This is a genomic window from Streptomyces sp. NBC_00448 (assembly GCF_036014115.1).
GTDB lineage: Bacteria > Actinomycetota > Actinomycetes > Streptomycetales > Streptomycetaceae > Actinacidiphila.
The window spans coordinates 636,795-662,594 of the sequence record NZ_CP107913.1 but is presented as its reverse complement, the minus strand read 5'-3'; the positions used below and the strand labels follow the sequence as shown (position 1 = coordinate 662,594).

Genomic DNA, 25,800 nt, shown 5'->3' with positions numbered 1-25,800 from the left:
CCATGGCAGAGGACTACTACGAGGTGCTGGGCGTTCCCCGCACCGCCGACGGCGCCGAGATCCAGCAGGCGTTCCGTACCCTGGCCCGCCGCTACCACCCGGACGTCAACCGCGATCCGGCCGCGGAGGAGCGCTTCAAGCAGATCAACGAGGCGTACAGCGTGCTGTCCGACCCCGACACCCGGTCCCGCTACGACCGCTTCGGCCCCGACTTCCGGCAGGTTCCGGAGGACTACGACGAGCGTGTCGCGGCCGGCCAGGGCTTCGGCGGCGGAGCCGGCGCGTACCGCGGCAGTCCCTTCGGCGGCAGCCGAGGCGCCGACCGGGCAGGCGGCCGGACCTGGACGGAGACCGGTTTTGATGCCTCTGGCGTGGACTTCGAAGATCTCTTCGGAGGCATGTTCGGCGGCCGGGCGGGGGGCGCCGGGCGGGGCAGCCCGATCCCCGGCGCGGATCAAGAGGCCGAACTCACGCTCAGTGTGGAGGAGGCGTACCGCGGCGGCCGGCGGAAGATCACTCTCGGCGGCCCCGGCGGGGAGCGCAGCTACGACGTCACCATTCCGGCCGGCGTCGTCGACGGGCAGCGCATCCGGCTCGCAGGAGAGGGCGGCCGGGGCCGCGGTCCGGGTTCTGCCGGGGACCTCTATCTGGTGGTCCGCATCGCCCCCCATCCCCGCTACCGGCTCGTTGGGCGCGACATCCATGTCGATCTGCCGGTCACCGCCTGGGAGGCCGCGCTGGGGGCCACGGTGCCGCTCTCCGCTCCGGGCGGGACGGTCAAGGTGCATGTGCCGCCCGGTACCTCCACCGGCCGCCGGCTGCGGCTGCGCGGCGAGGGGATGCCCCACCCCAAGGGTTCCCCCGGGCACCTCTACGCCGAAATCCAGGTGATGGTGCCGCCCTCGCCCAGCCCGCGCGAGCGTGAGTTGTTCGAGGAACTGGCCGCCGTCTCCTCCTTCGACCCGAGGAAGCAGACATGAGAGCCGAACACCGTTCGCCCGCCCAAGGAGCCGGACAGCCCGGCACCAGGGCTGCTTATCCGCTGGTGCGCGTCTACCGGACCAGGCCCAGCCCCTACCAGCTCCCCATGGCCGCAGTGACCAGCAGGAGCGGACTGCCGCCCGAACTCGTCAGCCGCTTCGTCGCCCTCGGACTGGTGGACGCCGAGCGTGACGCACGGGGCCGGCTGTGGTTCCGGCCGAGCGCGCCGTCGGCCATCGCCCGGGTGCAGCGGCTGCGGGACGGACTGTGCCTCAACTACGCGGCCATCGGCGTGGTCCTGGACCTGCTCGACCGCATCGAACGCCTGGAAACCGCACTGCGGCACAGCGAACGAGCCGCCAAGGAGCCCACGACATGGACATGAACCGCCTCACCCAGAAGTCCCAGGAAGCGCTGCAGGAAGCGCAGAGCGTCGCGGTGCGGATGGGCCAGACCGAGGTCGACGGGGAGCACCTGCTGCTGGCCCTGCTCGATCAGCAGGATGGCCTGACCACCCGTCTGCTGGCCGACGCCGGTGCCGATCCGGCCGCCCTGCGGGCCGCAGTCGAGGCCGATCTCGCCAAGCGCCCGCGCACGACCGGTCCGGGTGCCGCCCCCGGGCAGGTGATGGTGACCCAGCGGTTGGCCCGGCTGCTGGACAGCGCGGAGCAGGAGACCAAGCGGCTCAAGGACGAGTACGTCTCCACCGAGCACCTGGTGCTCGCACTGGTGGACGAGGGTTCGACCACCGCGGCCGGCCGGCGGCTCGGCGAACAGGGCGTCACCAAGGACTCCTTCCTCGCCGCCCTCACCACGGTGCGCGGGAATCAGCGGGTCACCTCCGCCAATCCTGAGGAAGCCTACGAGGCCCTGGAGAAGTACGGGCGCGACCTCGTCGTCGAGGCCCGCACCGGCCGCCTCGACCCGGTGATCGGCCGGGACGCCGAGATCCGCCGGGTGATCCAGATCCTCAGCCGCAAGAGCAAGAACAACCCAGTCCTGATCGGCGAACCCGGCGTCGGCAAGACCGCCATCGTCGAGGGCCTGGCCCAGCGGATCGTGCGCGGCGACGTGCCCGAAGGGCTGCGGGACAAGACGGTGTTCTCGCTCGACATGGGGTCGCTGGTGGCCGGGGCGAAGTACCGCGGCGAGTTCGAGGAGCGCCTCAAGGCCGTTCTGTCGGAGGTGAAGGGCGCCGAGGGCCGGATATTGCTGTTCGTGGACGAGCTGCACACCGTCGTCGGGGCCGGCGCCGCCGAGGGCGCGATGGACGCGGGGAACATGCTCAAGCCGATGCTGGCCCGCGGCGAGCTGCACATGATCGGGGCCACCACGCTGGACGAGTACCGCAAGCACATCGAGTCCGACGCCGCCCTGGAGCGCCGCTTCCAGACCGTCCAGGTGGACGAGCCGACCGTCGAGGACGCCATCTCCATCCTGCGCGGCATCCGGGAGCGACTGGAGATCTTCCACGGCGTCAAGATCCAGGACAACGCCCTGGTCGCCGCGGCCACCCTCAGCCACCGCTACATCAGCGACCGCTTCCTCCCGGACAAGGCCATCGACCTGGTCGACGAGGCCTGCGCACGGCTGCGGACCGAGATCGACTCCATGCCCGCCGAACTCGACGAACTCACCCGCCGGGCAACCCGCCTGGAGATCGAGGAGGCCGCGCTGGACCAGGAGACCGACCCCGCCAGCCGCGCCCGCCTGGAGGACCTGCGGCGTGAACTGGCGGACCTGCGCGGTGAGGCGGACGCCAAGCATGCCCAGTGGGAGGCCGAGCGCCAGGCCATCCGCAAGGTCCAGGAACTGCGCCAGGATCTGGAACGCGCCCGGCAGGAGGCCGAGCACGCCGAACGCGCCTACGAACTCAACCGTGCCGCCCAACTTCGCTATGGAACGGTCGCCGAACTTGAGCGGCGCCTGGCGTCCGAGGAGGAGCACCTCGCCGACAAGCAGGGCGAGAGCCGGCTGCTGCGCGAGGTGGTGACCGCCGAGGAGATCGCCGAGATCGTCTCCGCGTGGACCGGCATCCCCGTCACCCGCCTTCAGGAGGGCGAACGGCAGAAGCTGCTCAAGCTGGACGAGATCCTGCGCGAGCGGGTCGTGGGCCAGGACGAGGCCGTCCAGCTCGTCGCCGACGCGGTGATACGGGCCCGCTCCGGGGTACGTGACCCGCGCCGGCCGATCGGCTCGTTCATCTTCCTCGGCCCGACCGGCGTCGGGAAGACCGAGCTGGCCAAGACGCTGGCCGCAGCGCTGTTCGACAGCGAGAGCAACATGATCCGCCTCGACATGAGCGAGTACCAGGAGCGCCACACCGTCAGCCGACTGGTCGGCGCGCCCCCCGGATACGTGGGCTACGAGGAGGGCGGCCAGCTCACCGAGGCGGTACGCCGCAAGCCCTACTCCGTCATCCTGTTCGACGAGATCGAGAAGGCGCACGCCGACGTCTTCAACACGCTCCTCCAGGTGCTGGACGACGGCCGGATCACCGACGCCCAGGGCCGGACCGTCGACTTCCGCAACACCGTGATCATCATGACCTCCAACCTCGGGTCGCAGTACCTGCTCCAGGACGCCACTCAGGCGGGCGAGATCAAGCCCGAGGCGCGGGCGCTGGTGATGACCGAACTCAACGGCCATTTCCGCCCCGAGTTCCTCAACCGCGTCGACGACATCGTCCTCTTCCACCCGCTCGGCATCGCGCAGATCGAGCGCATCGTCGACCTGCTCCTCGACGAGCTGCGCGACCGCCTCTCCGAGCAGCGCATCACGCTCGTCCTCACCGAGCCGGCCCGCCACCTGATCGCCGCCGAGGGCTACGACCCGGTCTACGGAGCCAGGCCGCTGCGCCGCTTCATCTCGCACGAGGTCGAGACCAGGATCGGCCGCGCGTTGCTCAGCGGCGAGGCACGCGAAGGCGTGACCGTCCTGGTCGACGCCGCGGGCGGCGAACTGACCGTCACCCTGCAGGACGACGAGCCACAGGAGCCGTGATGAGTACTTCTCCAGAAGGCCGAGCCGACCGCGGCGGTCGTGACGGCAGTACCGGCGGTGCCGAGAGTTCGGTGCGGACGGTCACCTGCGCCAACTGCGGCCGGACCAACCGCGTACCCGCCGCGGCGGAGGGCAGCCCGCGCTGCGGAAACTGCCGGGCCCCGCTTCCGTGGATCGCCGAAGCGGGCGACGCCGACTTCGGGGAGGTCGCCGAGCAGGCGAGCCTGCCGGTGCTGGTGGACCTCTGGGCCACCTGGTGCGGCCCCTGCCGCATGGTGAGCCCGGCCCTCGAACAGGTCGCCAGGGACCTGGCCGGCCGGATCAAACTCGTCAAGGTCGACATCGACAAGTCCCCGGCCTTGGCACGGCAGTTCGAGGTCCAAGCCGTACCCACCCTGCTGATCCTCGACAGGGGCAGGCAAGTCGCCCGCCAGACCGGCGCCGCGCCCGCGAACGCGCTGCGCCAGTGGGTGGACGAGTCGCTGTCGATGTCCCATGGACCAGCCGATCCCGCCTCCCGGAGGCCGTGATGACCAACTTTCCCGACCCGCACCTTTCCATGGTCCGGCCCGTTGCGCCCAGAACACCGCAGGGCTGCGAGGACTGCCTGCGCATGGGGACTCAGTGGCTGCACCTGCGCCTCTGCCTGACCTGTGGCCACGTCGGCTGCTGCGACTCCTCGCCGATGCGGCACGCCCGCGCTCACGCGGCGACCGACGGGCACCCGATCGTGCAGTCGTTCGAACCCGGCGAGGACTGGCGGTGGTGCTTCGTGCACGAAGCGATGGTCTGAGCGGGCCGGCGCCTCCTCCTGCGCCGCTGCTCTGGCTGACCTTCAAACTGTGCTCATCGCCTCCGCCTCTGCTTCCGACGAAGGGAGCGAACCGTGCCGACCCTGACCCCGACGGCCGACGTCCACGGTGCCTACCCGCGGCTGACGGACGACCAGATCGCGATCCTGAGATCCTGCGGACGGAAACGGCACGTCCGCGAGGGGGAACAGCTCTTCCGGGCCGGCGAACGCGGTGACGAGTTCTTCGTCGTCCTCAGCGGCACGGTGGCCGTGGTCGAAGGCCGCGACGACCAGGAGCACGTCGTCCAGTTGCACGGTCCGCGCAGCTTCCTCGGCGAACTGGGCGTACTGGAGGGCCAGACCGCCTTCGTCAGCGCGGTGGTGAACAGGCCCGGAGAGGTACTGGCTGTGGGTTCGGCCGCCCTGCGCGACCTGCTCAGCCGCGAACCCGCGCTCGGCGACGTCATCCTGCGGGCCTACCTTCTGCGCCGCAGGATGCTGGCCGGCGCGGGCACGGGCTTCCGCATCATCGGCTCCGCCTTTTCCCCCGACACCCGGCGGCTACTGGAGTTCGCCGCCCGCAACCGCCTCCCGCACCGCTGGGCCGATCTGGAGAAGGACACCGAGGCCGAGGCGCTGCTCACGCGTCTCGGGATCGCTCCCGAGGAGACCCCGATCGTCGTCTGGAACGACTACCGGGTGCTGCGCAATCCCTCCAACGTCGAACTCGCCCAGGTCATCGGGCTGCGGACCGAGACCGCCGCGAAGGCCGTCTGCGACCTGGTGGTGGTCGGCGCGGGACCCGGGGGCCTTGCCGCCGCGGTGTACGGCGCCTCCGAGGGACTCTCCACCGTCGTCCTGGACGGCGTGGCGACCGGCGGCCAGGCCGGGACCTCCTCCCGGATCGAGAACTACCTCGGTTTCCCCGCCGGGATCTCCGGCATGGAGCTCGCCGAACGCGCCGTCGTACAGGCCAAGCGGTTCGGCGCCCGGATCGACGTCCCCGCCGAGGCCACCGGCCTCGAACAGCGCGACGGGACCAACGTGGTGCGGCTCGCCGATGGCGGCACGGCCACCGCCACCAACGTCGTGGTGGCCACCGGCGCCCGCTACCGGCGGCTGACCGCCCCCGGCGTCGAGCGGTTCGAAGGACTCGGGGTCCACTACGCCGCCACCGTCTGGGAAGCACGGAACTGTCGCCTTGACCCGGTCGCCGTCGTAGGCGGCGGCAACTCCGCCGGCCAAGCAGCCCTGTTCCTGGCTCGCGAGTCGCCCGCCGTCCATCTTCTGGTCCGCGGTGGAGACCTGGAACACAGCATGTCCCGCTACCTGATCGACAGGATCGAGCGGCACCCCCGGATCAATGTCCAGTTGCATACCGAAGTCCGGGAGGTCACCGGCGAGGACCGGGTCGAATCCCTCATCGTCGAGGACAACCGCACCCGCGAGCAGCAGGTGCTGGCAGCCCGCGCCCTGTTCGTCTTCATCGGCGCGCGCCCCGCCACCTCCTGGCTCGCCGACGCCGTCACCCTGGACCGGCGGGGCTTCATTCCGACCGGGCAGGACGTGGTCCAGGTAGCAGCGGACCTCTGGAATCGCCTCGCCCGCACCCCGCTCGCCCTGGAGACCGGTTTGCCGGGAGTCTTCGCCGTCGGCGACGTCCGCAGCGGCTCGGTCAAGCGGGTGGCCTCCGCTGTCGGTGAGGGCGCCATGGCTGTGCGCCTGGCGCACGAGCACCTCGGGGAGGTGGGAACACCCGCCATCCGCTGACCTCAGCGTATCCACCACGCGAGAAGGTGAAATGAGATGCCCGTCATGGGAGTCACCAAGTTCGAGCGCTTCTTCCGCGCAGCCGCCGGCATCGACGTCAACAAGAACGACCTCAAACGCTACAACGACTTCGTGGACGCCAAGCTCTACGACCTCTTCCTCATCGGCACGGCCGATGCCAAGGCCAACGACCGGGACGTCATCGAGCCTCAGGACCTCCCGGTCACGAAAGGCCTGCAGGAGAGCATCCACGCCTTCCGGAAGCTGGAGGAGGGCATCGAACTGCGCCCCCTGCTCGAACAGCTCGCCGCCCGCCCCGACCTCGGCATGGATGCCGCCGAGGACACCCAGCAGCGGCTGCCCGACCTGGCCGGCGGCCTCAGCGTCGCTCTCGCGCGCGCTCTCAAAACCCTCGCGCGCGACACCCGGCGCCCCTCCACGGACCAGTGGGACGAAGCCTTCGAACTGTTCGACCTGCTGATCTGAGCGGAGACGTCCTGCGGCCCGGCCGGTTCGGCCGGAGCCGATCAGGCTGCGGGCTGTCGCCGTGCTGCCGAGCTCTCCGTCTGTGGTCGAGGGCGACTACCTTTGCGATCGACACGCGAAAATCTGTGTTCGCTGGAGTAGACATCGGGGGTCGGTGTGGCTATGGTTTCTCTCGTAGCCGAGATCGAGCAGGGCCTGGCAGAGACGAACTGCCGGGCAGTGGTACCCGCAGTTGAAGGACGGTGCGGTGGTGGAGTTCCGGCGCTGGATTGCCAGATGGCGTCGGGGCTGACGACCGGACCGGGCGGCCCGCGGTGATCAGGGGCCGCCGGGAGAAGTACCGCAGTTCGGTATGTGCGGTTCGCAGTACCCAGCAGTGAAGTCAGTGAGCAGTACCTCGGTGAAGGCGTCGGCTGCGGGCGCGCGCACCGGGAAGTTCGGCACGTGGGGTTCCAAGCCAGAGCAGAGGCAGGACAGGCGACGGGGCCGGCTGCCGAAGAGTGGCGCTACCGCAGGCCACGGAGCAGTTCGCATGACCAATGGGTTTTCGGTCGACAGAGGAAAGAACGGAGGGGCCAGGCGCCATCAGGATCGCCCGGGCGGAAGTGTGAGCCCGGGTACCGCAGGACATCGATAGTGAGGTGGTCTCCGGTCAAGCAACCGCGATCCCCGCGGCTCCGACGGCATCACGGTCGGGTCAGCGGAAACAGAGAGCCGGCGCAGTGGCAAGGCCGGCAGATGGTGTAGTAGTTCCTTCGGGGTCCTGGCGCCGTACGGTGCCAGGACCCCTCCACGCGTTCCACAGAGAGGTGCAATGACAGCAGACGACTCGTTCGGCCGTCTCGATGACGACGACTACCCCGCCTTCACCATGGGCCGCGCCGCGGAACTCCTGGGCGCCACTGCCGGCTTCTTGCGCGCCATCGGCGAAGCCCGGTTGATCACGCCGCTCCGTTCCGAGGGCGGTCACCGACGCTACTCGCGCTATCAACTGCGCATCGCTGCCCGTGCGCGGGAGCTCGTCGACCAGGGCACCCCCATTGAGGCGGCCTGCCGGATCATCATCCTCGAAGACCAGCTCGAAGAAGCGCAGCGCATCAACGCCCAATACCGCCGCTCCGCATCGCAGGACGTGGCCGAGAATTGATCTGCGGTCGCCGGAAGCGGGCGGGTACCCCCGCCGCTCCGGAGACACGTCCGGCGTCCTCCACACCCCCCGCCGTCGATTCGCCTGCGTCGCGCACCGGCAGGCGGCTCGGTCGTGATCGCCATTCCCCGCTCGGCAGCGGTAGCGGAGGCGTGCCGGGAAGCGTCATGGACGCGTTCGCCGGCTGGTCCTGACGCCGCGAACGATCCTGCGCACCGGAGCCGGCTGACCGGTGCGTAGTGCCTCGCGCTGTCGTCAGGAGCGCGCGAGCCGGGCTGCGAGGTAGGGCGCGGTGGCGCTGCGGCGGGCCCTCGCCACCTTGGCCGGCGGGCCCGACGCGACCACCCGCCCGCCCGCGTCTCCGCCGCCCGGCCCGAGGTCGATGACCCAGTCCGCGGTGGCGATCGTGTCGAGGTCGTGCTCGACGAGGACGACCGTGTTGCCGGCGTCAACGAGCCGGTGCAGCTGTCGCAGCAGCAGCGCGATGTCCGAGGGATGCAGCCCCGCCGTCGGCTCGTCGAGCAGGTAGAGCGCGTGCCCGCGGCGGGCCCGCTGCAGTTCGGTGGCCAGTTTGATGCGTTGCGCCTCACCACCGCTGAGTTCCGTCGCGGGCTGCCCCAGCCGCAGGTACCCGAGTCCCACCTCGCGCAACGTCTCCAGACTGCGGGATGCGGCCGGGACGGCGGACAGGAACTCGGCGGCGGCGTCGACGGACAGCCCCAGCACGTCCGCGATGTTCTTGCCGCGGTAGGTGACTTCCAGCGTCTCGGCGTTGTACCGGGCACCCTGGCAGGTCGGGCACGGCGCGTAGGTGCCGGGCAGGAACAGCAGTTCCACCGCGACGAATCCTTCGCCCTGGCAGGTCTCGCACCGCCCTTCGGGCACGTTGAAGGAGAACCGCCCGGCCGAGTAGCCGCGCGCCTTGGCCTCGTCCGTCTCCGCGTACAGCTTGCGCACCGCGTCGAACATCCCCGTGTACGTGGCCAGGTTGGACCGGGGAGTTCGGCCGATGGGCCGTTGGTCGACCCGGACCAGCCGGTCGAACGACTCGACCCCCGACGCGTCCTGGACGTCGACCTCCAGCTGTGCCTCGTCGGGCTCCTCGGATACGAGTCCGAGATGGCCGCGGACGACCTCGGCGAGCACCTGCGTCACCAGCGTCGACTTTCCGGAACCGGACACGCCCGTCACCGCGGTCAGTACGCACAGCGGTACGTCGACGGACACATTGCGCAGATTGTGGCGTGAGACGCCGCTCAGATGCAGCCAGCCGTGCGGTGTGCGCGGGCGGTGATCGAGCGGCTGGGCGCGCCCGAACAGGTACTGGCTCGTGGCCGACTCCCCGACCCGCTCAAGACCGGCGACCGGGCCGCTGTACAGCACGCGTCCGCCGCCCTCGCCCGCGCCGGGGCCGATGTCGACCACCCAGTCCGCCCGCCGTACGACGTCCATGTCGTGCTCCACGACGAACAGCGAATTGCCCGCCGCCTTGAGGCGGTCCAGCACGTCCAGCAGCGGTTCCGCGTCGGCCGGGTGCAGCCCTGCGGAGGGTTCGTCGAGGACGTAGACGACGCCGAAGAGCCCCGAGCGAAGCTGGGTGGCGATCCGCAGGCGCTGCGCCTCGCCGGGCGACAGGGTCGTCGAGCGGCGCCCGAGGCTGAGATATCCGAGGCCCAGGTCGAGCAGTACGTCGACCCGCGCGACGAGATCGCCGCAGATCCGGACCGCGACCTCGGTCGTCTCCCCGGACCGGGCGGTCGACGTGGCGGCGTCGGCCCCGGACCGCCCCGCCACGGGCCGCAGCAGCGCCACGACCTCGGTGAGCGGCAACGCGTTGATCTCGGCGATCGAACGTCCGGCGAAGGTCACGGCGAGCGCCTCGGGCCGCAGCCCGCTGCCGTGGCACTCGGGGCAGGGCACACTCCTGACGAACCGGAGCGCCCGTTCGCGCATCTTGTCGCTCTTGGAATCGGCGAGGACGTGCATGACGTGCTTGCGGGCGCTCCAGAACTTGCCCTGGTAGCCGTAGTCGACCCGGTCCTCCTCCGGCTCGATGTACACGGAGGGCTGCTCGTCCGTGTACAGCAGCCAGTCCCGGTCCTTCTTCCTGAGCCTGCGCCACGGTCGGTCGATGTCGATCCCCAAGCCACTCACGACACTGCGCAGGTTGGCGCCCTGCCAGGCGCCCGGCCAGGCGGCGATCGCCCCCTCGCGGATGCTCAGCGAGGGGTCCGGGACCAGCAGGTCCTCGGCGACGTCGTGCACGACGCCCAGTCCGTGGCACTCCGGGCAGGCGCCGGCCGCGGTGTTGGGTGAGAACGACTCCGCCTCCAGCCGTGCGGCCCGGGGCGGATAGGTGCCGGCGCGGGAGTACAGCATGCGCAGCAGATTGGACAGCGTGGTGATGGTGCCGACCGTCGAGCGCGAACTGGGCGCCCCGCGTCGCTGCTGCAGGGCCACAGCCGGTGGCAGTCCGGCGATTTCCTCCACGTGCGGTGCGCCGACCTGCTGCAACAGCCTTCGGGCGTACGGTGCTACGGACTCGAAGTAGCGCCGCTGGGCCTCCGCGTAGAGCGTGCCGAACGCGAGCGAGGACTTGCCCGAACCGGAGACGCCGGTGAAGGCGACCATCGCGTCCCGCGGAACGTCGACATCGATGTTCCGCAGGTTGTTCTCACTGGCGCCCCGGACATGCACGAAGGGGTCGGTCGCGTCCTTGTTCACCATTCCTGGTTACCTGATCGCGCCGGGAACCGCGCGACGGGCGCCGCCACCGAGCCTAGGCGACGTCCTACCGGGCGGCGGCGCGGGATGCCTGGCCTACCCCGCCCACCGGTACTGCGCGTGAGCGGGCAGCGGACCGTGGTCGCTGCCCGCACCTGCGGTCAGGTCAGCAGCCTGAGGTCGACCGCGTCCGCGAGCGCCTGCATGCCGGCCTCGTTGGGGTGCAGGTGGTCGCCCGAGTCGAAGCGGGGGTCGAGGGCCGTCGGATCGGCGGGGTCGACGACCGCCTTCTCGAAGTCGACCGTCCCGTCGAACGCCCCGCTGGTGCGTATCCAGGTGTTGACCGCCTGGCGGAGGGCCTCCGCGGAGTCGCTGTAGTAGCCGTTTCCCTTGTCCGGCAGCAGCGTGCCGCCGATGATCCGGACGCCGGCGGCGTGCGCCTGCCCGATCAGGTTCCGGTAGCCGTCGATCAGGTCCTGGGCGGTGAGAGGGGCGCCGTCGGGGCCGGCGTTGTTGCCGATGTCGTTGATGCCCTCCATCAAGATCACGTATCGCACCCCGGGTTGGCCCAGCGCGTCGTGGGCGAACCGCTTGGTCGCGCTGATCCCCTGCCAGATGTTCGGCACGTCGGTCAGCACCCGGTTGCCGCCGATGCCCGCGTCCACGACGCTCATCGGGTGCGGCCCGGACAGCCGGCGGGCGAGGTCGTCGGGCCAGCGGTGATACGCCCCGGCCGGGGTGTTGTACCCGTCGGTGATGGAGTCGCCGAACGCCACGACGGTGCCGCGGGCGCCGGGCGAGATCACGTCGAGACCGGACAGGTAGTACCAAGAGGTCGTCGCCGTGGTGTAGTTGCCGTCCCCCGTCTCGGCGGTGTGGTCGCCCGGCGCGGAGAGGTAGCTCGTGTCGAAGGCGTCGGAGTGCCAGGTGGCGGAGCTGGTCGCATCCGGGAGGTAGACGCTGACCAGCACGTTGTGGTCGGCGGCGACGGACATCGCGACCGGGTCGCTGATCGCCTCCGCGCCGGCGGCGAGGGTGACGGATCTGTGGTTCGCGAAGGTGACCGCGTGCTGCGAACCCGGCACGGCGGTGGCCCGGTCCGCCTGCGCGGCGACGCTCACCGCTCCGACGGTGAGCGGGGTCGTGCCGCGCAGGTTGGACAGGTGTATCCGCAGGGAGGTGCCGCTGACGCTGGAGTGGGCGACCATGCGGATCGTCTCGTCGTCGAAGTTCGGTCCGCCGATGGTCATGCTCGGCGACCACGCGGCCACCCGTGCCGGGGCGGTGGCCCGGCCGTGGCCGGCCTGTCGGCCGTGGGCCGGGTGGGCGGCGGCGAGCGGCGCGCCCGCCGGCAGCCCGGCGACGACCGCGCCCGCCGCGATCAGGGCCAGTAGTACCGGCACTGCCCTTCCCTTGGTGCGCAATCTCCTCGTGACCAGCATGGTTCACCCTTCTCCCGTTCGGCAGCCGTCAGTCGAGCGTGAATCCGTCCACCAGCAGGTAGGTCCCACTGAGCTTGGTCACCGTCAGCGTGTGCCGGCCGGGCGCCATACCGGACGCCGTGTACAGACCCTGCCGGGCCCGCCGCTGCGGGGTGTTCGCGTCGACCGTGCCCTTGGAGACCCCGTCGAGGGTGATGCCGATGGCGCCCTCGTCGGAGTTGGTCTCGGTGAGGAAGCCGATCGCGGTACCGGTGAACGTGATCGTGGCGGCGGCGCCGCTCTGCTGGGTGTAGTGCACCCCGTCGTCAAGGTCGCCGTCGCCCCGGGACCCGCTGGACGACCAGCTGCCGGTGTACGCGACGCGCAGGTCGTCGTCGTCGGCCGTGCCGCCGGCCGGGGTGCCCGGCCCGGCGGCGGCGACGATCGCCTGCGCGGCGGGCGGCCAGTCGCCGTCGGGGACCACGGTCGCCTGCTGGAAGGTGATGTCGGTGCCGTTGTTGTGGTACGACGCGGTGTCGCTGTAGTTGTCGTGGATCGAGTCGTCGTGGATGCTCGGCGTCCACAGGTTCAGCCACAACGAACCGTTGGCGAAGCGCAGCACGTTGTCGTGGGTGTTCCAGTTCGAGCTGCCCTCGTCGTGGTAGATCATGTTGCAGCCGTTGACGCACTCCGACAGGACGTTCCCGGCGAGTTCCGAGGGTGCGGACTGGCCGCCGAGGGTGTAGATCGGCCCGCCGTCGTTCAGCACTCCCATCACGCTGTGCACGTGGTTGCCGATGATCCGGTTGCCGCCGCCGTAGGTGGTGCCGTGCAGGCACGGGTCGGGCAAGCCCTGCTCGGCCTGGAGGGCGCAACTCGACGCCCAGCCCCAGCCCCAGCCCAGCGAGATGCCGGAGTACGGCGTGTAGCCGACGTCGTTGTGCGACAGCAGGGTGCCGCGGGCGTGACCCACCCAGATGCCGACCGCGTCCTGGTACTCCTGGCCGGGAAACCGGACCGTACTTCCGGTCACGGTGTCGCCGCTCGTCATCAGCGCGGGGTCGGTCTGGTAGTAGTCGTCGACCTCGCCGATCGCCACGCCGGTGCCGGAGGTGTCGGTCACCGAGGCGCCGCTCACCGTGGAGTCCTGTGTCTGGTCGGCGAGTTCGATGCCGCTGGTCCCGGTGTGCCGCACGACGTCGCCGCTGAAGGTGATCCGCAGGCCCCGGTGCACCTGGACCGCCGCCGGGATACGGGCCGGCGCCCGCGTCGTCGGGTCCCAGATCACGCCGGCCTGGTTGTCCACGTAGCCCTCGGCGGTCGGGGCGTTCCACGTGGTGTAGGCGAAGGCCAGTCCGGAGAACTCCACGTCGTGCACAGGTGCGATCACGTCGGGGATCACCGTGAAGCCGTCGACCAGCAGGTAGGTCCCGCCGGTCTTGACCACGCGCAGGGTGTGCGTTCCCTTGGCCAGTCCGGTGACGGAGACCATCGCCTGCTGCGCCAGCCGCTCCGACCCGTTGCCGGAGACCGTCGAGACCTTCTTGCCGTCGATGTAGACGTCCGCGCTGCCTTCGTCCGCGCTGGACTCGGAGAGCATCTGGATGCCGGTGCCGCTGAAGCCGTAGGAGACCGCGTCGCCGTCGGTCTGGGTGTAGTGCACGTCGTCGCCGAGGTCACCGAGGTGCCGGCCGCTCGAGTACGCCCAACTGCCGGTGTAGACCGCGCGCCAGTCGCTGTCGTTCAGCGGGGCGAGGTGGCCCGGGGTGCCCGAGGCGTCGAGCAGTTCCGGCGCGATCGGCAGCTCGACGTCCGCGGTGGCGAGGTCCTCGCCGGGCCGGGGAACGTAGTAGAGATCGCCGGCGGAGCCGTCGAGAAAGAACTGGCCGGGCGTGCCCAGCAGTTGGTAGGCGTTCTCCAGCCAGGTGATGCCGCTCAGGGTGGGCAGTCCGGCGCCGTTGAAGGGGAAGCTCGGGTGGGGCACCGAGGTGTGGTTGTTGTTCCAGCAGCCGGGGTCGACGGTGAGGTCGGAACCGCCGGACGCGGACCGTGTGATGGACGCCAGCGGGCAGCGCATCTGCTTCCACGCGTTGTTCTGCACGACCTCGACCTGGGCGGGGTCGGTCCACGACGCGTACGACGGGTCGCTGGTGGTGAACCCGGTGGCGGTCACCGAGAACCCGGCCGGGTTCCTCGGGCTCTGCGCGCGTACCGCCCGCACCCCGTTGACGAACATCTCCCGGCTCGCCGTTCCCACCGGGACCTTGGCCCGGTAGATGTGCTTGGCCGCGTCGACCTCGGCGAACCCGGTCACCCGGGTCGCACCGCTGAGCACCGGCGTCTGTCCGGCGGCCGCGCGGTACACCACCGGATGCCCGGGGCGCCCGGAGTCCTCCACGCCGAGCCGGAACGGGCTGGTGAGCCGGTACGTCCCGCCGCTCAGTTCGACCACCACGTCCGCGGCGGCGTCCGGCACCAGGGCTCTGGCCCGGTCGCGAGCCGCATCCAGCGAGCACGGGTCGCTCGCCGAGCAGTCGGACCCGCGCCCGTCCGGTGCGACGTGCAGCGCCTCGGCACCCGAGGCCGCCTCGGCCGGCGCGGCGGTGAGGCCCAGAGCGGCGACGGCGACAGCGGCAAGGCAGGCGACAACGGCGCTGCGCATCGTGGGCCTCCAGCGGCAGGTGGGGTGGGGGGCCAGGAGCTGGGGTGCGGCGGGACATCCGGGACACCCGGGGCGCCGGGGGTTCAGGGGACACGGGGGGCGTAGACGTCCCATGAATATACGAGCCGACCCGGCCAACTCCTAGAGTCGTGCACGACCTTCCGAAAGAAGGTCCGACGTATGCCCCCGAACCGCCCCTGCGTGGGCAGCCGGTGGGCTCCAGCAGGAACGTACGGCCGCCGAGCCCGCGCGCTCGTCGCCGGAACGGCCGGCCGCACCCCAAAATCCCGCCTCTGGCCGGCCTGCACGCGCCTTCGCCGCGGCTTCACCCGAGGTGACCGCCGGCTTCGCTGGTCCCCTGTTGGCGCCGGACGCGGCGCGGCTCGTTGTGGGAAGGTGGCCGCATGACAAGTCGACTGCTTCCGCTGCGTGTTGGCGACGTTGACCTCTTGGTCGAGACGGTCACGGTCGCCGGGTCGGAGCCGACCTCGCGGTTACGGAACGCGAGCGGACGGGTCGTGGACGCCTTCGACCATGCCCGTGACGCGATCGTGGAGATCGCCTCCGCCACCGGGGAGGCGATCGGCCGGCTGACGCACGAGGCAACGCGCCCCGAGCAGGTGGAGGTGGAGTTCGGACTGAAGTTCTCCACGCAAGGCACCATCGTCGTGGCCGGCGTCTCCGGCGAGGCGTCGCTGGTGGTACGGCTGAAGTATCCCGCGCCGCGGGGCGAGCAGGATGGCACTGCGGCCGACCGCGCCGACTGACCGCCCGTGGCGTACGACGGGGGCGGGACGAGGCACGCACGGCTGAGCCGTCCGCGGGGAGAGGGCCGTGGCAGCGGCGTCCGCGGGGGAGACGGGGGAGCGCAACGGTGGTGGACGCGGTGTGGGACGCGAGGGTCCCCGGTTTCCTGGGCCGGGTCCTCGATGTCGACGGTACGCCCGTGGGCACCTGCTTCCAGGTGTCCCCCGGCGTGCTGGTGACGGCGGCGCACGTCCTCGCGGACGTCGGATGCGACTGGCTCGGTGCGTCGTTGTCCGTGGACGCCCTGAACGGATCGGTGCGGCGGGCGCCCGCGCAGGTGGTGGCCCTCGACATGGCCCGGGACCTCGCGGTGGTGCGCCGGGCCGAGCCGCTGGGGGAGTCCGTCCCCGTCTCCCTGCACCCGGTGGCCTTCCAGGCGGACGTCGTCGTGACCGGCGTCGCCGAGGTGGACGACCCCGGCCACGGCTACCAGTCGCTGGACGCCCCGGGGAGCTGGCAGGGCGGCACCATGCGGGATGACCAGGTGATGCTGTGGCGTGTCAGGTCCGCGGACGTCATGCCGGGGATGAGCGGTGCCCCCGTGCTGCGCCTCGCGGACGGTGCCGCCGTCGGCGTGGTCTCCGCGCGGTACAACAGCGCGGACGGCTGGCTGCGGGACTCCGTGTGGGTGGCCCGGGTCGAGGACGTCGCTGTGCTGTTGTCGACCGTCCCGGGGATCGACGCGCGTCGGCGGCTCGTGTTCGCCGACGAGGTCGGCACCGTGCTGTCCGTACGCACCGTGGACACCTCCCTGGTCCCCGGACGGGCCGGCGCGGTGGCCACCCGCGTCGCACCCGATCCGGGGCCGGCCCGGGACCGGGGGGCACCCGAAGGCGTCGGGGGCCTGAACGAGGCCGCGGTGGAGGCCGCCCGTGCGCTGATGGCGCTGGACGACGCGTACCGCGGGGTCGGCGGGGCCGGGGACGCGGCGGAGTGGTTGCTGTCGAGAGCCGTCGCCCACGGCCGCCACGAAGGCGACGCCGTACGGGACTTCCGCCGCCGCACCCGGCTGCGCGGGCTCGACCCTCGGGTGCTGCTGCTCGCGCACCCGCAGCACGAGGAGGCCCTGTGTCACTGGTCGGCCCCGCTGGACGGCTCGCGCACGCGGAACGACGCGTACGGCTCCGGTCCGAACGGCCTCGACCCGTACGGCACCGAGCCACCAGGTGCCGGCCCGTCCGGCTCCGGTCCGAACGGCTCCGCACCCGGAACCTCTGACGCGCTGCTCGACTCCTTTCGGCACGTCCTGGTCGAGGAGCTGTCCGAAGAGCTCTTCGTCGAACTCTCCGCGGTGTGCCGAAGGCAGTTGCGGGCGGTGCTCACCGACGGCCGGACACTGCACCTGGAGGCATTCCTCACCGCCCTCACCGCACGGCTCCCGGAGCTGCGTACCGCCTCCACCCGCGCCGTCATGGTCCGCAGGCCGGACCCGAACGGGAACGGTGCGCAGGGCGAACAGGGCGAACAGGGCGAACAGGGCGGGACGAGCGCCGCCGCCCCCGGGGCGGCCGAGGTCCAGCGCCGTGCCCGACGGGCCGTGGCCGCGGCCCAGATGTGCCGTATCCCCGATCCCGATCCCTTCGTCCTCGGCCGTACCGAACTGGTCGCCGACGTGGTCCGCGCTGTGCGCAGGAGCCGGGCACGGCAGGGCACGGCGACCGCGTTCCTGTCGGGGCAGCCGGGCGTCGGCACGTCCACCGTGGCCATCGAGGCCGCCCGCGCACTCGCGCCGGACTTCCCCGGTGGGGTCTTCCACGTCGACCTTCACGGACTGGTCCCCGACGCCCGAAGACCCGCCCGTACCGTCGTGCGGATGGTGGCGGAGGCGCTGGGCCTCGACATCGGCGCGGACCTCGACGCGGGGGAGCACCTGGGCGACGCCGCGCTGTTCGCCCGGTTCACCGCCGAACTCCAGGGCCGAGGGGTGCTGCTGGTGCTCGACGACGCCCTGGACGCCGCCCACGTCGCGCCCTTGGTGAAGCCCCCCGCCACCTGCGCGGTCGTCGTCACCTCCCGCGATCGTGTCCAGGGGTACGCCGACCGGTCACTCGTCTTCCGCGTGGAGCCGCTGACGCGCGACTCCGCGGTCCGGGTACTCGCCGCGTGCGACCCCGAGCGCAGCCACGACCCCGCCGTGCTGCACCGGTTGGCCCGGCTGTGCGCGGACGTGCCGCTGGCGCTGCGGATGGTCGGTGGACGGCTGGCGAGCCGCCCGGACCTGCCGGTGGACTACCTGCTGCACCTGCTGGAGGAGGAGTCGACCCGGCTGGACTACCTGGACTCGGGGGACCGGGCGGTGCGCGCGGCGATCAGGCTCAGCTACGACAACCTGGACGCCGCGGCCCGCCGCACCTTCCGGTTGATCGCCGCAGTGCCCGGCGCGGTGACGACCGGCGAGGAACTGGGCGCCTGCCTGGCCGCCCCGGCGCTGCGCCAGGAACTGCTCCTGAACCGGCTGGTCGACCGCAGCCTCGCCCAACACGCCGCCTTCGTGCGCACTTTCTCCGGCGGCGTGCTCGCCTCCTTCGCCCTCTTCGACCTCGTCCTGCTCTTCGCCAAGGAGCGCCTGGCACAGGAGGAGCCGGAGGAGGACGTGCACGATGTCACCTACCGCTCCGTCCACTTCCTGCGCGACCGGCTCGGCCGGATCAACCGGGAGGAGCCCGACGCGGAGCTGTCCGGCGCCCTCGACCCGGCCCGCTTCCACGCGGCGGTGCGCACGGCGGAGGAACGCGGATGGCTTGCGCTGGCCCTGGAAATGGCGGAGGGGGTGGCGGCCCTGTACCAGGCGGCCGGCGAGCTCGACGGCGAGGTTGCGGCCAACGACGTGCGCGTCCACCTCCACCAGCGCCTCTCGGCGCCCGCCGATGCCGTACGGCTGTGCTGGGACAACGCGGAGCTGCTGCGCGACACCGACCCGGCGCGCGCACTGGTGTACGCGCAGCGGGCCCGTGACATCGCGGGGGCCCACAACCTGCACGCGGGGGCCGCCGAGGCCGACTTCCTGATCTCGCTGATGCAGTGGGACCAGGGCGACGCGGCGGCTGCCCTGGCGTCCGGTCGGCGCGCGGTCTCCGTGCTGACCGCCTTGGGCCTGGCGGCCACCGCCGTCCCGGTCGCCATCAACAACTCCAAGCTGGCCTTCGAGACAGCGGACCCGGAAGAAGCCCGCGTACTGGCACGGCGCGCCCATGAACTTGCCGAGGGACACGGCACCGCGGAACTACGGGCCTCGGCGCTCTTCCAAAGGCAGCGCGCGGAGCTGTGGGTGGGAAACCACGCTGAGGCGCTCCCACTGGCGCGGCGCGTCGAGACCGCGTACACGACGCTCGGCAACTGGTGGACAGCGGCCGTCGCGTGCGAGAACGGGGCCTGTGCGGCAGAAGCTCTTGACGATCACCACGCAGCGAAGGACTTGGTTGCCCACGCCGTCGAGTACTGGCAGCGCTGCAACACCCCGCCCCACCTCGTGAGCGCACTGATCGACCTGAGCGCGGCCCACATCCGCCTCGACGAGATGGCACGCGGAGCGGAGGCGCTGACCCGCGCGGTTGCCGCGCTCGACCTGGCCGACGGCGCGAACGTGTCCGCCGCCCTGAGCTCCGAGCTGCTGCTGCGTTATGCCGCGGTGTACGCCCTTTTCGACGCCATCCCGCCCAGCGCGGGCCTCGACCACGCGCTTCAATCCGCCGCTGAAAGCGCGGTGCACGACGGAGATCCGGACCCGGATGTCGAACGCCTCCGGACCGACCTCCGCTGCTTTCTCACCACCGGCACGGGCCGTGGCAAGGCCACGAAGGCAGCCCGCCACCTGCTGTCCACCGGTGCCCGCCATCCCCCCGCCGGCGAGTTGCAGCTGCACGAGACCCTGGGCACCGAGCCGGCCCCACGTTCGGCACTCGGCACCGCCTGACGCCTCGTACGAGACCTGCCGCGCGCCCGGGCGGCCGGCGCACCGCGAGTCTGGTCGGGGCCGACGCGTGTGCGGCGCTGTGCGGGTGGGCGCGTGTACGGCGTCGTCTGTCCGTGGGCCACTGAAACGGGAATGTGCTGGTGGCCCGGCTGGGCTCCACCCAGGAACGAGGCCGACGGAGTTGAGGCGGCGGTCGCCACCGTTCACTGCCCCGGGCCCGGGCGGTGTCCACGGCCTCGGACGGACTTCCAGGGAACACGTGGCAAGGCACGCGATACAGTTATGTGCAAATGTACCGTTTCTGGGCTATTCGTTGTCCATGAGTGATCTCGACTACGCAGACAAGTCCGACTTCGAGGACGCCGACCGAGGGTTCGTCGCCGCCCTCTCACCCGCGGTGATCCGGACGGACGACGGCCGGGTGATCTGGGACGGTGACGCGTACGGCTTCCTGGACGGGGACTGCCCTGCCAGCGCGCACCCCAGCCTGTGGCGGCAGGGCCAGTTGTGCGACAAGCAGGGCCTGTTCGAGGTCACCGAGGGGATCTACCAGGTCCGGAACCTGGACCTGTCGAACATGACGCTGGTCGAGGGCGACACCGGTGTCATCGTCATCGATCCGCTGATCTCGGCTGAGACCGCGGCCGCCGCGCTCGCGCTGTACCGCGAGCACCGCGGCGACCGCCCCGTCACCGGGCTGATCTACACGCACTCCCACGGCGACCACTTCGGCGGCTCGCGTGGGGTCCTGCCGCACGGCCACGCCCCGGTGCCGGTGATCGCTCCGGCCGGTTTCCTGGAGCACGCGGTGGCGGAGAACGTGTACGCGGGCGGCGCGATGACCCGCCGTGCGGTGTACATGTACGGCGCCGAACTGGAAAAGGGTCCCGAGGGGCAGATCGGCGCCGGGCTGGGCATGACGACGTCGAAGGGCACGATCACCCTGGTCCCGCCGACGCTGGACATCACGCGCACCGGTCAGGAGGAGACGGTCGACGGGGTGCGGATCGTCTTCCAGATGACGCCGGGCACCGAGGCGCCCTCGGAGATGAACTTCTACTTCCCCGACCGGCGTGCCCTGTGCATGGCGGAGAACGCCACGCACAACATGCACAACATCCTGACCCTGCGCGGAGCGGTGGTCCGCGACACCCGTATCTGGGCGCACTACCTGGGCGAGACGATCACCTTGTTCGGCGACCAGGCGGAGATCGCGTTCGCCTCCCACCACTGGCCCACCTGGGGGCAGGACCGCATCGTCGAGCACCTGGCGGGCCAGCGGGACATGTGGGCGTACCTGCATGACCAGACCCTGCGCATGACCAACCAGGGACTGACCGGTATGGAGATCGCCGAGCGGATGGAGCTGCCGCCGGCGATCGCGAACCGGTGGGCGAACCGCGGCTACTACGGGTCGGTCAGCCACAACGTCAAGGCCATCTACCAGCGCTACATGGGCTGGTTCGACGGCAACCCGGCCCATCTGTGGGAGCATCCGCCGCTCGAGCAGGCCCAGCGGTTCGCCGCTGACTACGGCGGTGTGCCGGCGTTGATCGCCAAGGGCAAGGAGTACGCGGCTACGGGGGATCTGCGGTTCGCCGCGACGCTGCTGGGGCACGCGGTCTTCGCCGCCCCCGACGACTCGATCGCCAAGCAGGCGCTGGCCTCGGTGTACGAGAAGCTCGGCTTCGGCGCGGAGAACGGCACCTGGCGCAACTTCTACCTGATGGGTGCCCAGGAACTGCGCGGCACCGTCGCACACACCGCGCTGGAGACGACCAACCCCGAGATGGCGATGGCCCTGACCGTCGACATGCTCATCGACTCCCTGGCGATCCGGGTCGACGGCCCGAGGGCGTGGGACGCGAAGCTCACCATGACCTGGAACGTCACCGACGAGGGCCGCACCTGGCACCTCCTGCTGTCCAACGGTGCCCTCACCTACCGCAGCACCGACACTGCCTCCGGCACGAACGAGCCGGGCCCGGCGGCCGACCTGACCCTCACCCTGACCAAGCCGGAACTCCTCGGTGTCCTGGGCGGCAAGGGGCTGGACGGCGGGCACGTCGATGGCGACCCGCAGGTCTTCACCACCCTCACCGGCCTGCTCGACACCCCCGCCCCCGACTTCGCCGTCGTCACGCCCTGACCGCACAACCCTCGGGACAGGGGTGCCCCGTCTCCCGACAGGGGGAGACGGGGCACCAGGCGGGTATGCCGGGCCGGGTCAGCGGGTGGTCAGGCGCACCTTCAGGCTGCTGCCGGAGGCGACCGTCACCGTGTGGCCGAGGTCGATGGTGGTGCCCCCCTTACCGGTGTGCAGGGTGGCCGGCACGGCGGTGCCGTCGAGGGTGACCGTGACGGCGGTCGCCGCGGTGGCGGTGGTGAAGGTGAGGTGGCTCAGGGACAGCGGTCCGTAGGTCACCTTGAGGGTGTCGGTCTGGCTGCCGCCGGCCCTGGTCTGGCTGAACAGCCCCCAGGCGTTGCCGGCGGTGAAGAACGAGCTGTGGTTGCCGGGCTGGAACTTCGGTGCGAAGCCGATGGTCCGGGCCGGACCGTTGTAGGTCAGGCCCTGGAGCGCCTCGATGATCGACCAGCTGCTGCCCGAGCGCCCGTACCACTGCCCGCACTCGTCGTCGCCGAACGGGTTGCCGGTGCCGTCGCCGGTGGCGCAGGTCCCGCTGGTGATGCCGTTGCCGGTGCGCAGCACGCCGTCGTAGCGGTTGTTGACCGCGTCGACCATGGTGAGCCCCTGGGTGACCAGGCCGTTCTGGATCATGGTGGCGGCGGCGGAGTACTCGAAGCCGCTCATGGTCTCGTCGTTGTAGTTGACCGCGTTGGCGGGCTTGTCGTCGTGCGGCCAGGTGAACATGACCGCGGCGGAGTCGGTGGGCGCGACGAAGTCGCGCCACTGGTGGCTGTAGCCGAGGAAGTTGTTCTTGAAGTTGTCGCGGAAGAGGGTGCTCAGCGACTGCGTCTCGCGGTCGGCCGGGTAGATCTGGCCCAGCCCGAGCAGGCTGGACCACCACTGGCCGAGCAGCATGTCGATGGAGACGCCGTTGCCGTAGCTCTGGCCGGAGCCCTGGCTGACCTCGCGGTAGTACTCGCCGTTCCACAGCAGGTCGTTCTGTGCCGTCCGGCCCGCCTGGTAGATGCCGGTGAGCAGGGCGGACTCGGTCGAGTCGCCCTCCACGGTGGCCATCAGGGAGGCGGCGTTCGCCGCGGCGAGGTAGAGCGAGCCGGTCCAGGAGCTGGTGCCGGAGAAGTCGGTGTCCAGGGTGTTGTGGGCGAGCCCGGTGGTCAGGCCCGTCCGGTCGGGGTCGTTGGTCTTCCAGATCCAGTCCATCGCCGCCTTCAGGTGCGGCCACTGGCTGTCCAGCCATGCCTTGCCGTCGGTCGGCGAGTCGGCCAGGTACTCCCGGTAGGCGGAGAGCACCACGCCGGCCTGGCCGTCGATCGCGGACCCGGTGCTGCCGCTCAGCGGGCGCTCGGGCAGGCTGCCGTCCGGGTTGATCTTGTCCAGCCACTGGGTGACCATGTCGGTGCCGATCTCGGGGAAGAGCTGTGGTGCGTCCTGGTTGTACTCCCAGACGTGCGGCGGCATCCCGCTGCAGCACCCGTAGCCCTCGTACCCGCCGAACATGCCGGAGTCCGTCCAGTACACGGTCGGGGTGTGCAGCAGTGCGGCGCCGGAGCTGGCCCTGTCCAGCACGTACTGCGGCAGGTTGGAGGCGTAGAGGGTGTCGTGGTACTTCCGGGTCAGGGCCTGGGCGTCGGCCAGGTGCGTGTCCAGGTAGGTGTCCAGATTCGCGGCCGACTTCCACAGGGTGGTGTAGTACCGACCGCTGTAGAGGCCGCTCTGGTGGGACGCGTCGGGGACCCACCAGCGCAGCGTGACCGGGATGTCGACCGACTGGCCGGCGGCGAGGGTGATGGTGGAGGCGAGCGCGGCGTCGACGGTCTTTCCGGTGCCGCTGGTGGCGGTCGTCGGGCCGGTGAGGTCCGGGCTCCGGGTGAAGGCGCTGAGCAGGTTGGCGCTGCCCGACCAGGAAGCGGTCGCGGTGGCGTGGGGCGCGGTCGTGCTCAGCCGCAGGCTGGCCGCGCTACCGGACTTGGTCAGTTGGATGCGTGTGCCCGACGCGTCCTGCTCGACGGTGTCGGTGTTGTTCCCGTAGCCGGAGTAGCTGGTTCCCGACACCTTGGCCAGGCCGTCCCAGCCGACCGCGTTCTGCTGGGCGGCGAGCAGGCTGACCTGCTTGGCCGCCTTGGTGGTGTTGGTGAGGGTGAAGGTGTAGGCCGCCACCGGCAGCGAGGAGTCCTTGGTGTCGCCCGGCACCATGGGGCTGTCGAACTTCTCGGTGACGTCGAGGCCGGGCACGGCCGCCTTGAACTGGTAGCTTCCCATCGGGTATTCACCGGTCATGGTCAGCGACGGCGAGGCGGGGAACGAACCGGCCGGGACGCTCTGCAGCGCCGCGACCGCCCCGGCGGAACCCACCTTGCCGGAACGGACCGCGAAGAAGGTGTCGGGCAGCGGATCGGCGGTGTAGGTGACGTTGTCGGCGGGGTAGAAGTTCTCCCAGTTGCGGCGCTGCCCGGTGCCGTCCTGGAGCAGCCCGCCGTCGCCCAGCGGGCCGACCGGGAACTTGATGTCGGTCAGCGCGCTGCCGGAGTACACCTTGGTGGTGCCACGGGCGCTGAGGTCCTGGTAGGCGCGGGCGATGGTGTAGGCGGCCGGCGACTCGTCCCTCCGCGCGTCCACGGCCTTCACGGTGTAGATGTACCCGCCGGCCGCCTTCGCGGTGCGGTCGGTGTATGCCAGCTCGGTGACCGGCACGTTCGCCAGCAGGCTGGGCGTGCCGGTCGGATCGGTGGCCGTGGCGGAGGAGAGCGGGGCACGGTAGACGCGGTAGCCGGTGACGCCCGAGCTGATCGGAGAGGTCCACTGCAGGGCCACCGGCCCGCTCTTGGTGTGGGTGGAGGCCAGGTCGCCGACGACCGCGGGCGCACTGCCGGGGGCGGGGAGGTTGATCTGCACGTCGTCGAGGGTGATGTGGCCCCAGTTGGAGGTGGCCTCGTCGACGACCCGCAGATGCAGGGTCTGCCCCAGGTAAGGGGTGAGGTCCGCCGTCAGCGGCCGCATGGCCTCGGAGTTGCTGCCGCTGCCCCGCCAGACCTGGGTGCCGTCGGCGGTCTCGACGGCGACGTACTCCTTCGGACCCTTTCCGCCGCCGACCATCATCTGGATCGTCGGCCGGCTCAGCACGAAGTCGGGGGAGACCACCTGGCCCGTGTAGCCCTCGTCGGTGGTCCCGTCCGGGGCCTCCTGGGTGGAGAAGTAGAAGGAACCCTGCTTGGTGTAGGGCAACGCCGGGTCGTCCAGCCGGTAGTCGCGGTCGGTCACCAGGGAGCCGAACGATCCGCTGACCGTGGTGAACCCCTGCGGGGTCCCGCTCTCGAAGTCGAAGGCCTGATAGCCGGACAGCGGCTGGTTGACGTGGACGTCGTCCAGAGTGACGTGCCCCCAGCTGCCGGTGGCCTTGTCGACCACCGCGAGGTGCAGGGTCTGCCCCAGGTACGCGGACAGGTCCAGGGTGCGGCGAACCATCGTCTCGGCGTTGTTGCCCTGGGCCTTGGCGACCGTCTTGCCGTCGGCATCGACGACGCCGACATAGGTGTTCGCCGAGTTGCCACCGCCGACCAGCATGCTGATGTCGGGCTGCGTCAGCACGAACGCGGGGGAGTCGATCTCCCCGGTGTAGCCGTCGTCGGCGGCCTGGGTGGGCGACTCCAGGGTCGACAGGAACCAGGTGCCCTGCTTGGTGTACGGGGTGGTGGGGCTGTTGTGCTCGAAGGCGCGGTCGCTGATCAGCTGGCCGAAGGAGCCGGACGTGACCTGCCAGCCCTGGGCGGTGCCGTCCTCGAAGTCCCAGGTGGTGCCGGCGTCGGTCGCGGAGGCGGTGGAGGGCGCGGGCAGTTGAAGGGTGAGCGCCGCCGCGGTGAGAGCCAGGGCGAGCGCCGCCGGTCCGAGTGCGCGGACGCGTCCGGTGCGGCGGGTGGGTGGAGCGTGCATGTCTTCCTCCAGGGTCGGGG

15 protein-coding genes are annotated in these 25,800 nt (G+C 71.0%); 11 read left to right on the top strand and 4 right to left on the bottom strand.

What is annotated here, in order from left to right:
- Positions 1–2: 2 nt before the first annotated feature.
- From OG370_RS02935 to OG370_RS02900, 8 genes are all read left to right on the top strand, one after another.
- Complete coding sequence (locus OG370_RS02935) at positions 3–980, top strand: J domain-containing protein (protein WP_328460245.1); 978 nt, start codon at positions 3–5, stop codon at positions 978–980.
- A complete protein-coding gene (locus OG370_RS02930; protein WP_328460243.1) occupies positions 977–1,366 on the top strand; it encodes a chaperone modulator CbpM in 390 nt (129 codons plus the stop codon). Before OG370_RS02935 ends, OG370_RS02930 begins: the two co-directional genes overlap by 4 nt.
- The gene (gene clpB / locus OG370_RS02925) at positions 1,357–3,984 is read left to right on the top strand and encodes an ATP-dependent chaperone ClpB (protein WP_328460241.1); all 2,628 of its coding nucleotides are present in this window, start codon (positions 1,357–1,359) and stop codon (positions 3,982–3,984) included. Before OG370_RS02930 ends, clpB begins: the two co-directional genes overlap by 10 nt.
- Positions 3,984–4,514 (top strand): thioredoxin, encoded by a 531-nt coding sequence (gene trxA, locus OG370_RS02920; RefSeq protein WP_328460239.1) that lies wholly within the window; start codon positions 3,984–3,986, stop codon positions 4,512–4,514. The genes clpB and trxA overlap by 1 nt, the downstream gene beginning before the upstream one ends.
- Entirely contained in the window at positions 4,514–4,777 is a 264-nt protein-coding gene (locus OG370_RS02915) for a UBP-type zinc finger domain-containing protein (protein WP_328460237.1), read from the top strand. The genes trxA and OG370_RS02915 overlap by 1 nt, the downstream gene beginning before the upstream one ends.
- Positions 4,778–4,870: 93 nt before the next feature.
- Positions 4,871–6,547, top strand: a complete 1,677-nt coding sequence (locus OG370_RS02910; RefSeq protein ID WP_328460235.1) for an FAD-dependent oxidoreductase — start codon at positions 4,871–4,873, stop codon at positions 6,545–6,547.
- 36 nt (positions 6,548–6,583) lie between these two features.
- Positions 6,584–7,033, top strand: coding sequence for a DUF1931 family protein (locus OG370_RS02905; RefSeq protein WP_328460233.1), 450 nt, complete (start codon positions 6,584–6,586; stop codon positions 7,031–7,033).
- A gap of 814 nt (positions 7,034–7,847) precedes the next feature.
- Positions 7,848–8,180 carry a helix-turn-helix domain-containing protein gene (locus tag OG370_RS02900; protein WP_328460231.1) on the top strand — a complete coding sequence of 111 codons (333 nt, stop codon included), beginning with the start codon at positions 7,848–7,850 and terminating at the stop codon, positions 8,178–8,180.
- Between the two features lie 255 nt (positions 8,181–8,435).
- Here OG370_RS02900 and uvrA read toward each other — a convergent pair whose 3' ends face one another.
- The 3 genes from uvrA to OG370_RS02885 form a co-directional block, all read right to left on the bottom strand.
- Positions 8,436–10,907: an excinuclease ABC subunit UvrA gene (gene uvrA / locus OG370_RS02895; RefSeq protein ID WP_328460229.1), complete on the bottom strand. Its 2,472-nt coding sequence runs from the start codon at positions 10,905–10,907 to the stop codon at positions 8,436–8,438.
- Positions 10,908–11,065: 158 nt separating this feature from the next.
- Entirely contained in the window at positions 11,066–12,307 is a 1,242-nt protein-coding gene (locus OG370_RS02890; RefSeq protein ID WP_328460227.1) for an SGNH/GDSL hydrolase family protein, read from the bottom strand.
- Between the two features lie 67 nt (positions 12,308–12,374).
- Positions 12,375–14,987: a hypothetical protein gene (locus OG370_RS02885; protein ID WP_328460225.1), complete on the bottom strand. Its 2,613-nt coding sequence runs from the start codon at positions 14,985–14,987 to the stop codon at positions 12,375–12,377.
- 404 nt (positions 14,988–15,391) lie between these two features.
- Between OG370_RS02885 and OG370_RS02880 the strand changes: the two genes are divergently transcribed.
- From OG370_RS02880 to OG370_RS02870, 3 genes are all read left to right on the top strand, one after another.
- Complete coding sequence (locus OG370_RS02880) at positions 15,392–15,754, top strand: CU044_2847 family protein (RefSeq protein WP_328460223.1); 363 nt, start codon at positions 15,392–15,394, stop codon at positions 15,752–15,754.
- A 107-nt stretch (positions 15,755–15,861) separates the two neighbouring features.
- Entirely contained in the window at positions 15,862–19,707 is a 3,846-nt protein-coding gene (locus tag OG370_RS02875) for a trypsin-like peptidase domain-containing protein (protein ID WP_328460221.1), read from the top strand.
- A 319-nt stretch (positions 19,708–20,026) separates the two neighbouring features.
- Complete coding sequence (locus tag OG370_RS02870) at positions 20,027–21,856, top strand: alkyl/aryl-sulfatase (RefSeq protein ID WP_328460219.1); 1,830 nt, start codon at positions 20,027–20,029, stop codon at positions 21,854–21,856.
- A gap of 78 nt (positions 21,857–21,934) precedes the next feature.
- Here OG370_RS02870 and OG370_RS02865 read toward each other — a convergent pair whose 3' ends face one another.
- On the bottom strand, positions 21,935–25,780 hold the full coding sequence (locus OG370_RS02865; RefSeq protein WP_328460217.1) for a GH116 family glycosyl hydrolase: 3,846 nt from the start codon (positions 25,778–25,780) through the stop codon (positions 21,935–21,937).
- Positions 25,781–25,800 lie beyond the last annotated feature (20 nt).